Genomic DNA, 10,591 nt, shown 5'->3' on the forward strand with positions numbered 1-10,591 from the left:
CTTAGCCATTATCAGCAATTACTCCTGCATTACCCCACCTCCTGTATCTAGCAGTCGTAAATCAGAAAATTTCAATGCCTTTAGCATCAACTTTAACCCCTCAAATTGATTAAGTATTACTGCGAATTGGTATTACATAATTGAATAAATTAAAAGCAGAAAAACAAACATAAGTTTTAATTTATAGAAATAAATTATTACAAATTATTTTAATCATTAGCTATTCCACACATGGCTTCATCTAGCTATATAACAATTATTAACCCTATGTCCTATTCACGCTTAGTTTCACCTAGAAAACAAAGTATAAATAAGGTCATAAAACCCACAAAAAAGCATTGAAACTAATACTTAAATCACAAATTAAGCTAATTGCTAACACTTAAGTTACATGATATTAATACTCGCGCTTGTTAAGCAAATAATTTTATAATATATCAACAAGGACTTAAGGATGAAGCAATCAACTGCATTTACACCAAGCATTATTGTGGGCGCAACACTCGCATTATCAGCAGGTTTTACAACAACAGCCTACGCAGCAGAAGAAGCTAAAAAAGTAGAGCGAATTCAGGTTACTGGTTCTCGTATTAAGCGAACTGATATTGAAGGGCCTTCTCCGGTACAATCAATCGGTAGAGCTGAAATCGAAAACATGGGTTACGATAATTTACAGCAACTTCTAGAAAGAATGCCTGTAGCAGGTAGCGGTACTTTCTCTACTCGTGGTAACAACCAAGATTCAACCGCTAACGGTTCAGCTGCAGTAAGCTTACGTGGCTTAGGAGCCGATGCAACACTGGTACTAATTAATGGTCGCCGTGTATCAATTAGTGCCTTTGCTGAAGGTATCACCAACTCATTTGTAGATATTAACAGTATTCCTGTTTCTGCTATTGAGCGTATCGACATACTAAAAGATGGCGCTTCAGCTATCTATGGCTCAGATGCAGTAGCGGGTGTAGTTAACGTTATCTTAAAGAAAGATATTGATGGTGTTGAGATTAACCTAGGCTATGGCGGTACAGATGGCCCAAATTATGAAGAAACAACAGCAAGCCTAGTTTGGGGTACAACAAGCGAAAAAAGTAGTGCATCTGTTATTATCGATTACTTTAAAAACACATCTCTTTCTTCTGATGAAATGGGTAGCCTTGGCACTGCAAACCAAGCACCTTATGGTGGTGAAGATTTCCGTTCATCTCGTGGTTTCCCAGGCTACTTTTATGTGGATGGCGTTAAAACAATCGACCCTGCCTGTCCTGCTGAAAATGCAACCTCAAGTGGTAGCTGTTTATTTGATTACGGCCCATATGGATATGTTGCCCCAGCATCTGAGCGTGTAGGCGCTATTTCACAATTTGAATACCGCTTTGATAACGGCATTACTGGCTTTTTAGAAATGGCTGTTCAGCATAACAGCTCTGTCGCTGCAGGTGCACCAACACCACTTGATGAAGATGCAGGCCTTACGGTACCCGCTAATCACCCAAACAATCCATTTGGTGAAGACATTCAAATTGGTCGTTACCGTACAGTAGATGCAGGCGCTCGCCAATGGGACATTGAGTCAGACACCTTACGCTTTGTTGCAGGGTTAAAAGGCGAAATAAACGATTGGAGCTGGGAGACAGCGGTACAAAAAGGTCGCAGCAAATCACTACAAACAGGCGATCGTACACAAGGCTGGGTACGCACCGATTTCTTACAACAAGAAATTGATGCCGGTAACTATAATCCATTCGGTGGCACATATAACGACCCAGCTGTAATTGACAGAATCACAACTAGCTTAGTGCGTCGCGGTGAGTCTCATATGACCTCTTTTGACGCTAACATTACAGGTGAAGCGTTTAGTTTTGGTGGCGAAGCTGTAATGATGGCCGCCGGTATTGAGTACCGTGAAGAAGATGTAAATGATATCCCTGATGATCAATTTCAACGTGGCTTAATATTTGGTACTGAATCAGTATCAGCTTCTGCTGATCGTGAACAATACGCTGCATATGTTGAGTTCTCAATCCCACTTGCTGAAAACCTCGAACTACAATTAGCCGGTCGTTACGATGATTATAGCGACTTTGGTACAACTACAAATCCAAAAATAGCTCTGCGCTGGGCACCGACTGATGAAGTAACGGTTCGTGGTTCTTGGGCGCAAGGCTTTAGAGCGCCTTCATTAGCGCAAATAGGCTTAGGTCCATCACAAAAAAGCCAATTTTTTGTTGATACACAGCGCTGTGAACAAACAGGATTAGATTGCCAAGCACTTGATTACAATATTGAGTTCTCTGGTAACCCTGATTTACAAGCAGAAGAGTCAGAATCATGGAACGTGGGCGTTATCTGGGCACCTACAGCTGAGTTTGGTTTAAGTGTCGATGTATGGAGTATTACTCAAGATAACAAAATCGATGAAGAAGAATTTGGTCCAATTTATGCTGCAGAATGTGGTAACCAAAATAGTACCGTATGTGTTCGTTTAGCCCCTACAGGCGGAGCAAGCTTAGGCACAATACAAAAAATACACAGCACATTTAAAAATTTATCATCGCAAGAAGTGTCTGGTGTTGATGTTTCAGCAAACTATAACCACTCTCTTGATGACTTAGGTTTACTTAAATTTAATTTAGAGTGGGCATATCAAGATAAGTTTGAAAAAGATGGTCGTGATTACACGGGTGAATATGGCTACCCAGAGCATCGCTTTATTTTCTCAACCAACTGGGAAATTGGTGAGTTTAACACCAATGTAAATATCAGTTATGTAGGTGAATTTGAAGATACGCCTGATATCGACTTTGATGGCAATTTAGACTTTGATAGCAATACTTCACGTATGATTGACTCGCAAACGCTTGTTGATTTACAAACGTCGTACCGTATTACTGAGTCAGCTAAAATATCTTTAGGTGTTAATAACTTATTTGATGAAGAGCCACCATTTGCAATTGGTGATGGCGATGGCGATTTATACGGTTATGCATCAGCTGTGCATAACCCTCGTGGCCGCTACTTGTACACTAAAGTAAGTTTTTCTTTCTAATTAAAGACACAAAAAAACCGCCAATTGGCGGTTTTTTTATTTAAAACTAAGGGCTAAATTATAGCTCGCCTTCGTTTTCAGATAAGAACTTAGCAACGCCTTCAGGGCTTGCGTCCATACCTTTTTTACCTTCAGTCCAACCAGCAGGACATACTTCACCGTGCTCAGTGTGGAACGCTAGCGCGTCAACCATGCGAAGCATTTCGTCGATGTTACGACCTAGTGGTAAATCGTTCACTACTTGGTGACGTACATTGCCTTCTTCGTCGATTAAGAATGAACCACGAAATGCAACACCCGCTTCTGGATGCTCAACGTCATACGCTTTACAAATTTCGTGTTTAACATCTGCAACTAGTGCGTATTGAACTTTACCAATACCGCCGTCTGCAACAGCAGTGTTACGCCATGCGTTATGTGAGAATTGTGAATCGATAGAAACACCAATTACTTCTACGCCACGCTTTTGAAACTCTTCAAAACGCTTATCAAATGCAATAAGTTCAGAAGGACATACAAACGTGAAATCTAGTGGGTAAAAGAAGATAACTGCTTTTTTACCTTTAATTGTTTCATGAAGGTTATAGCTATCTACAATTTCACCGTTACCAAGAACAGCTGCAGCGGTAAAGTCTGGTGCCTGGCGGCCTACTAATACACCCATTTTATTCTCCAAATATTTTGAGTTTGTTTTCAATTGCTTTCGCAATGCTGGTACTTATATGGGCGCTAAAAATTAAAAACCAATAGAGCACACATATAATTAATTGGCATTCTAGAGTTATTCACTACAAAAGAACAATCGCATTTAACGATGTGAGCAATCGAAAATAACGAACACTTACAACTTGCACTAATCTGCTTGAATAATAGGTCTATTTTGAAGTGTAAATCACGTTGTAATTAGGTAGAGCTTTTGACGTTACTGAAGAAGGGTTAATACATTAAATTGTTTAAAAATTCATATATGTGATATTAATTTTACAGGTACAAAAAAACCTGCAAATGCAGGCTTCTCGTTTAGATTTAATCCATTATATCTGAGGGCATATCGCCACGGATTTTTTGCCAAATCTCACCTGTTTGATGACCGTATTTACGCATCATCGAAATAGCACCATCGTGCTCTTTATTTTCTGCCAGGATTGTTAAATCTTTATAAAACTGACGAGCAAGTTCACGAGTTCCGGCATCAGAGAAGTAATGACAACCAATCTTTGAATAAAAACCTCTAAAACCGTTGAGTATTAATACATAAATACGGTTATTACCCGCAACGGCTAATTCGTGATGAACTTTATAATCGTAGTCAGCAAATGCCTGCGCAGTGTCTTCTAGCTCATGACTTTGTGATAAAATTTCAATTACACGTTCAGGATTCAACTTAATTGCAGCACGTGTATAAATAGCACTAATATTAGTACGTGCAGATAAAAGCTGATCTGTCAGCTCTGGCATCTTGTCTTCATCTAAGCGCGCTAGTGTTTCAAGAATATTTAAGCCAGACGTCTCCCAAAAGTTATTTACTTTTGTTGGTTTACCATGCTGAATTGTTAACCAACCATCACGTGCTAAACGCTGTAATACTTCTCTCAAGGTCGTTCTTGTTACACCAATTAACTCTGAAAGTTCTCGCTCGGCAGGTAGAATTGAACCTGGAGGGAAATCGCCGTTCCAAATAGATTCAACTATATATTCTTCAGCAAATCCTGCTGGGCTTTTCGCTTTAAAAATTCTCATCCAGTTCCCACTCGAATTAATCAACACTCATCGTTTTACACGAATAACTGACTGATTGTACCAGACGAAGCATAACTAACAAGTAAAGTCAGGTATATTAATAAGCAAATGAGTAGAAATTAAAGATTAATAAATAATAAAATTTAGGTTTCTCTAATATCGCTACAATGTATAAATATACAGAGCAATATTCATTGTAGGTACATTGTAATTATTGATATTTTATTTACACCATACCTAGCTGAATCAACTTAAAACACATAAGTACATTAAAAAGGAACACCTATGCAACAGAGCGTTCTAACCGCAACTTTAAAGAATTGATTAGGCAATGTACCAATGTTGTATAAGTAAGCGATATAACTAAGCTTATGTATCAATGGGAACTAAGTCGAGCGTCATGTAGCCTCTGCTGAGGCTGCATTGAGTGGTCAAAAATTTCATCTTATAAAAAGCGACTTCGGTAGCTTTTTTTTCCTTTTTGTTGCCGCATACATTATCCTAGGTCATAATCTAACGTCTTATTTAAACGCGGAATTTTTATGAACTGGCTTGCGCAATTACCCACCCAACGTACCCCGTGGCTTTTATTTACAGCTATCGTTTTTTTACTTGAAGTGACCGCCCTTTTCTTTCAATACCAAATGGGATTGGCGCCTTGCATAATGTGCATATATCAACGTACAGCCGTACTGGGTCTATTAGGCGCAGGTATTGTAGGTTCTACTAAACCACAGAGCAAAGCAGTTCGTATATTAGCGTATGTAATTTGGGGTGTATCGAGTGTTTGGGGATATTTAATTGCTCGCGAGCATATTGATATGCAAACCACCACAGACCCTTTTGCATTTAGCTGTGAGTTTGAACCAAACTTCCCATCGTTTATGCCGTTACATGAATGGATACCTAGCTTTTTTCAGGCGACCGGGGATTGTGGAAATATAGATTGGCAGTTTGTTGGTTTGAGCATGCCTGCTTGGATGGAAATTATATTTGGGATTTTCTCACTAACACTATTTATTATAGTTATTGGCCGTTTATTAATTAAAAAGTCGATTTGATATGTTTACATTTTTTTCAAGCCAATTAGATGAGCTTAAACATCTAAAAGTACGCAAGCGCCAAGACGTAATAGCACTTTCTTTAAGTATGTTATCGCCAACTGATAAAGTGTTACTGCGTATTATTAAATTAATATTACTAAGTCCACTATTTTTAATATTCACGGTATTTAAAGGTTGGATATTAATCCCGTTTTTGATACTCGGCGGACTTTGCTACCCACTTTTAACAACACCTATTGAAATCAACTTTGCTAAAAAACACTTAAGCGATGCATTAAAACAATTTAATCAGGGCGCATAGCGCCCTGATTGTTATCTACTGCTATTAAAGTGAAATTTTCCCCTCTAATTTGGCTAATAGTTTTTTACCAATTCCTTTAACTTGCGATAAATCACTGACGCTTTTAAATTCGCCGTTTTCTTCACGGAAGTCCACTATTGCCTGCGCTTTTTTCTTACCTATACCAGGTAGCTTAGCAAGCATCTCTGCATCGGCATTATTTATACTAATTGTCTCAACTTGAGGCATTTGCTTAGTTACTTCCGATAATTGTGCATATACGGTAGTTGCAGGTAGTAAGCATAATAAGCTTATTATGAATAAATTTTTTAACGTTTTCATCAAACTTGTCCCTATTCTTCTTTTCTTAATTTTGAATGTTGCTCAGGAAAACCAAAAAGTAAGGAACTGAAAAGCTCATCATTTAAAGTGTACCTAAACGCATTATCACTATGATCCGAAATCCTGAAAATGCAGCTGGTACAACAAGTGATTGCTTAACTAAAGTAAAGTTACCGTTTTTTGTCAAATTTAAGACACCTAAAAATTAATACTTCGCGCTTGCAAATTTACGCCCAAACCATTACTGTACATAAAAACAGTAATCTAATGGTTTTTACAAACCACAGTGCCAAGCAATTTTGCAGGAGAAATCATGGCTGTTGTTGTTAAATATGTTGTAGAACGAAACGGAGTCGAGCGTATGACGTTTACTACCAAAAAAGAAGCTGATGCTTATGACAAGATGCTCGATATAGCAGAATCACTTGAGCTAATGCTAGAAAAGGTAGACGTACCGCTTAGTGAGCAACAAATTGAATCACTTGCCTTAGAAATAGCGAAAAGCAAAGATGACTTTATGACCATATTAAAGGGCGGCAAAGATCCAGTTGTTACCAAAGCGCCAGCAAAAAGTAAAAAGTCAGATAACGTTGCATCAATTGAAGATAACAACGATAAAAAAGCAAGTTAACTCGTAGATTGCCCTCTCCTCGGACGGGACAAACTAAATAAAAAAGGGAGCAACTTAGTTGCTCCCTTTTTTATTATACCAATTCGCTTAATTAAGTGATCTATTTTGAGGATGGAAAAACGTGTTGATAGCTAGGCAAAAATTTGATATTTAGTTGTTCTAAATGATAATTTTTTAACGCCGGTAGCAACACGTTTAGCACCGCAAAATGATTAAGTATTATCGCGGATTGGTATTACTTACTACTCATTTTGAAATGAATAGTAATTGCTATTTAAAGCTCTTTTTCTACTTCATCAAATAAAGCAGTGATGTTTTGCTCTGGCTCTTTTGTTACTAAGCTAACAACAACAATTGCGATACTCGCTAAAATAAAGCCAGGTACTATTTCATACATAAAGCTACTTAAACTTTCACCATTAATAGTAAACGGACCATAAATCCAAACAAGCACTGTAAACGCACCTACTAACATACCAGATAAGGCGCCAGCAAAATTCATACGTTTCCAATAAAGGCTAAACAATACAAGTGGTCCAAAAGCAGCACCAAAGCCTGCCCATGCATTACTTACTAGGTCTAAAATAGAGCTATCTCTATCGTACGCTAAATAAATTGCAAACAGGGCAACAAATGCAACGCTAATTCGACCAACAGTAACTAATTCAAAGTCGCTAGCATCTTTACGTAAAAATGTTTTATATAAATCTTCAGTCAATGAACTTGAGCTTACTAGCAATTGCGATGAGATAGTACTCATGATAGCAGCCAAAATTGCAGCTAGTAAAAAGCCAGCAATAAGTGGGTGGAACAATAACTCAGAAAGAATTAGGAAAATCGTTTCAGGATCTTCAACTACAATATTATTTTCATAAGTATAAGCAGCACCAAATATACCAGTACCAACAGCACCAAGGGCAGCAACAATCATCCATGTCATACCAATACGGCGAGCTTTAGGCATATCCTTAACACTACGTACCGACATAAAACGAACGATGATATGTGGTTGACCAAAATAACCTAAACCCCATGCCATTGCAGAAATAATACCTAATGCAGAGCCTGCTCCAATCCAGTTAAGCATATCTGGATTTACACTATGTAAAGTAGATTCCAGAGGTTGTTCAAGTAAAGAGTATGCAACAGTAGGCACTAGAATCAGTGCGATGAACATGATACAACCTTGCACGAAATCAGTTAAGCTAACCGCTAAAAAACCACCAAACAAAGTGTATAAAACAACGACACCCGTTGTAATGTATAAACCCACTTCATAACTTAGACCAAATGAGCTTTCAAACAATTTTCCGCCGGCTACAACACCAGATGACGTGTAAAGAGTAAAGAAGACTATAATCACAACAGCTGATACAACACGTAATAAGTTTGACTTATCATTGAAGCGATTTGAGAAGTAATCTGGGATTGTTATAGAGTCATTTGCTTTTTCAGTGTACACACGTAATCTAGGTGCAACTAACAGGTAATTTAACCAAGCACCAATCACCAAACCAATTGCTATCCATGTACTACTAAAACCAGTAACAAACATCGCACCAGGTAGGCCCATTAAAATCCAGCCACTCATGTCAGATGCACCTGCAGATAGTGCAGCAACACTTGGTGATAGATTTCGTCCACCTAACATGTAACCTGATACATCGCCAGTAGATTGCTTATATGCATATAGTCCGATACCTAACATTACAACAAAATATAATGCTAGTGAAATAATCATTCCTGTTTCCAAATTAGCCTCCGCATAATTATTAATAACAGGCTCTTGATCCGAATATTGACTCTTAAAATATTATAATAAAGACACTATTAGGATAAAAACCATTCTCGCTGACTATATCATGCCTAACAATAAAATCTCCAACTTGTTGCTTCCAGCTGATACAAAAATACTCATGTTGAATAATTTTAAAGCGAATTGGTAAAATATAATAAATTAAATAGAAGAAACACCTTAATTTATAATGATAATTTATTAATCATGCAAATATACGTAATGCTATTTTGAATCTTTTGCCATATATTATTACAATACCCAATTACATCACTCTTACGGAACTGTTTATGTATTTTTACGCTGCACGTCAACCGATTTTAGATAGAGATAAAAAACTTATCGGTTATGAGCTTTTATTTCGTGATGGCGTTGATAACGTATTTCCCGATATAGATGGTGACGAAGCAACAACACGACTTATAGAGGGTAGCCAGTTTAATTTTGGTTTAGAAGATTTAACCGACAATAAACCTGCCTATATAAACTTCACCCTAGAAACACTATCAAAGGGTTACCCTACACTACTAGGTAAAGACACTATAGTTGTAGAAATACTTGAAACTATCCAGCCTGGTAAGCGTTTATTAGCTATCGTTAAAGATTTAAAAGATAAAGGTTACACTATTGCTCTTGATGACTATATTCATCAACCTGTATGGCGTCATTTTTACCCATTTATTGATATTATTAAAATAGACTTTTTAGCATCCGATATAGATACAATAAAAACGGTTCTAAACGATTTAAAACCGCACTCACATATTAAGTTACTTGCCGAAAAAGTAGAAACCTATGAAATTTACCAACAAGCTTTAGAGCTTGGGTTTGATTATTTCCAAGGATTTTTCTTCTCAAAACCTGAAATGGTACAAAGTAAGGCTCTACCACCATCAGAAATGGCATTAGCTGAATTACTTTACGAAACATCAAGTGTTGATATGGATCTTAAGAAAATCACTGATGTGTTTGAACGTGATGTAAACCTATCTTATAAATTACTTAGGTATTCAAATTCTGCCGCATTTGCAAGACGCGCAGAAATAAGTACCATTAAGCAAGCTCTTATAGTGCTTGGCGCCAATGAAATTAAAAAGCTATTGTCACTACTGTTTGCAGCACAAGTATCAGCAGACAAACCTGTAGAGCTAATTAGGCTATCGCTTACGCGCGCTCGATTTGCTGAATTGCTCGCTATATCCCATGGGCAGTTTAAAGATACCGGCATGGCATTTTTAACCGGTATGATGTCGCTAATGGATGCTATTTTAGATGAGAGTATGGAAAGCGTCATGAAAAAGCTTCCACTTTCTAATGATATAAAAGCAGCGCTATTAAACGATGAAGGCTTGCTAGCAAAATATTTAAACTTAGTTAAATACTACGAACAAGCAAACTGGTCAGCTGCAAACGAGCTAACGAAAGAGCTAAATCTAGGTGAAAAAGTTCCCGATGCTTATCATGAAGCACTAGCTTGGGTTAATGAACAAATGCAGTTAGTAGTGAACGAAAAATAAACTACCTGAACTCTGGTTAAGATATTTACTAATATATTAAATCATAATGATATTTAAATTTATTTTTCTCTAGCCAGAGATTTTCAGTGAAAACAAGGCGAACTTACGCGTCAATAGTTAGCCTATTGCAAATAAATTCAACGTAGTTAGCGCTGAAAATAGCTGCTCGAGATAGA

Annotated in this window: 9 protein-coding genes; 5 read left to right on the forward strand and 4 right to left on the reverse strand. The window is 37.4% G+C overall.

The genetic code is table 11. The annotated features are described in order from the left end of the window. Positions 1-454 precede the first annotated feature (454 nt). Positions 455-3,046, forward strand: a complete 2,592-nt coding sequence (locus CXF64_RS17380; protein ID WP_024608153.1) for a TonB-dependent receptor — start codon at positions 455-457, stop codon at positions 3,044-3,046. A gap of 58 nt (positions 3,047-3,104) precedes the next feature. On the opposite strand, the gene CXF64_RS17385 is transcribed toward CXF64_RS17380, so the two are convergent. Beyond that, positions 3,105-3,710, reverse strand: a complete 606-nt coding sequence (locus tag CXF64_RS17385; RefSeq protein WP_007378637.1) for a peroxiredoxin — start codon at positions 3,708-3,710, stop codon at positions 3,105-3,107. Between the two features lie 362 nt (positions 3,711-4,072). Further along, positions 4,073-4,786 carry a fatty acid metabolism transcriptional regulator FadR gene (fadR, locus tag CXF64_RS17390; protein ID WP_004335692.1) on the reverse strand — a complete coding sequence of 238 codons (714 nt, stop codon included), beginning with the start codon at positions 4,784-4,786 and terminating at the stop codon, positions 4,073-4,075. A 542-nt stretch (positions 4,787-5,328) separates the two neighbouring features. Between fadR and dsbB the strand changes: the two genes are divergently transcribed. Together dsbB and CXF64_RS17400 are read left to right on the forward strand one after the other, a co-directional pair. Continuing rightward, on the forward strand, positions 5,329-5,847 hold the full coding sequence (dsbB, locus tag CXF64_RS17395) for a disulfide bond formation protein DsbB (protein ID WP_007584117.1): 519 nt from the start codon (positions 5,329-5,331) through the stop codon (positions 5,845-5,847). A 1-nt stretch (position 5,848) separates the two neighbouring features. Next, the gene (locus tag CXF64_RS17400; RefSeq protein WP_010553884.1) at positions 5,849-6,151 is read left to right on the forward strand and encodes a DUF6170 family protein; all 303 of its coding nucleotides are present in this window, start codon (positions 5,849-5,851) and stop codon (positions 6,149-6,151) included. A gap of 24 nt (positions 6,152-6,175) precedes the next feature. Here CXF64_RS17400 and CXF64_RS17405 read toward each other — a convergent pair whose 3' ends face one another. Beyond that, on the reverse strand, positions 6,176-6,472 hold the full coding sequence (locus CXF64_RS17405) for a ComEA family DNA-binding protein (RefSeq protein ID WP_101217621.1): 297 nt from the start codon (positions 6,470-6,472) through the stop codon (positions 6,176-6,178). Positions 6,473-6,785: 313 nt separating this feature from the next. Between CXF64_RS17405 and CXF64_RS17410 the strand changes: the two genes are divergently transcribed. Further along, a complete protein-coding gene (locus tag CXF64_RS17410) occupies positions 6,786-7,103 on the forward strand; it encodes a YebG family protein (protein WP_007584105.1) in 318 nt (105 codons plus the stop codon). 274 nt (positions 7,104-7,377) lie between these two features. Here CXF64_RS17410 and putP read toward each other — a convergent pair whose 3' ends face one another. Then, positions 7,378-8,856: a sodium/proline symporter PutP gene (putP, locus tag CXF64_RS17415; RefSeq protein WP_101217622.1), complete on the reverse strand. Its 1,479-nt coding sequence runs from the start codon at positions 8,854-8,856 to the stop codon at positions 7,378-7,380. A 332-nt stretch (positions 8,857-9,188) separates the two neighbouring features. Between putP and CXF64_RS17420 the strand changes: the two genes are divergently transcribed. Beyond that, positions 9,189-10,415 carry an EAL and HDOD domain-containing protein gene (locus CXF64_RS17420; RefSeq protein WP_007584100.1) on the forward strand — a complete coding sequence of 409 codons (1,227 nt, stop codon included), beginning with the start codon at positions 9,189-9,191 and terminating at the stop codon, positions 10,413-10,415. Positions 10,416-10,591 lie beyond the last annotated feature (176 nt).

This window comes from Pseudoalteromonas sp. GutCa3, assembly GCF_002836155.1.
Lineage (GTDB): Bacteria > Pseudomonadota > Gammaproteobacteria > Enterobacterales > Alteromonadaceae > Pseudoalteromonas > Pseudoalteromonas arctica.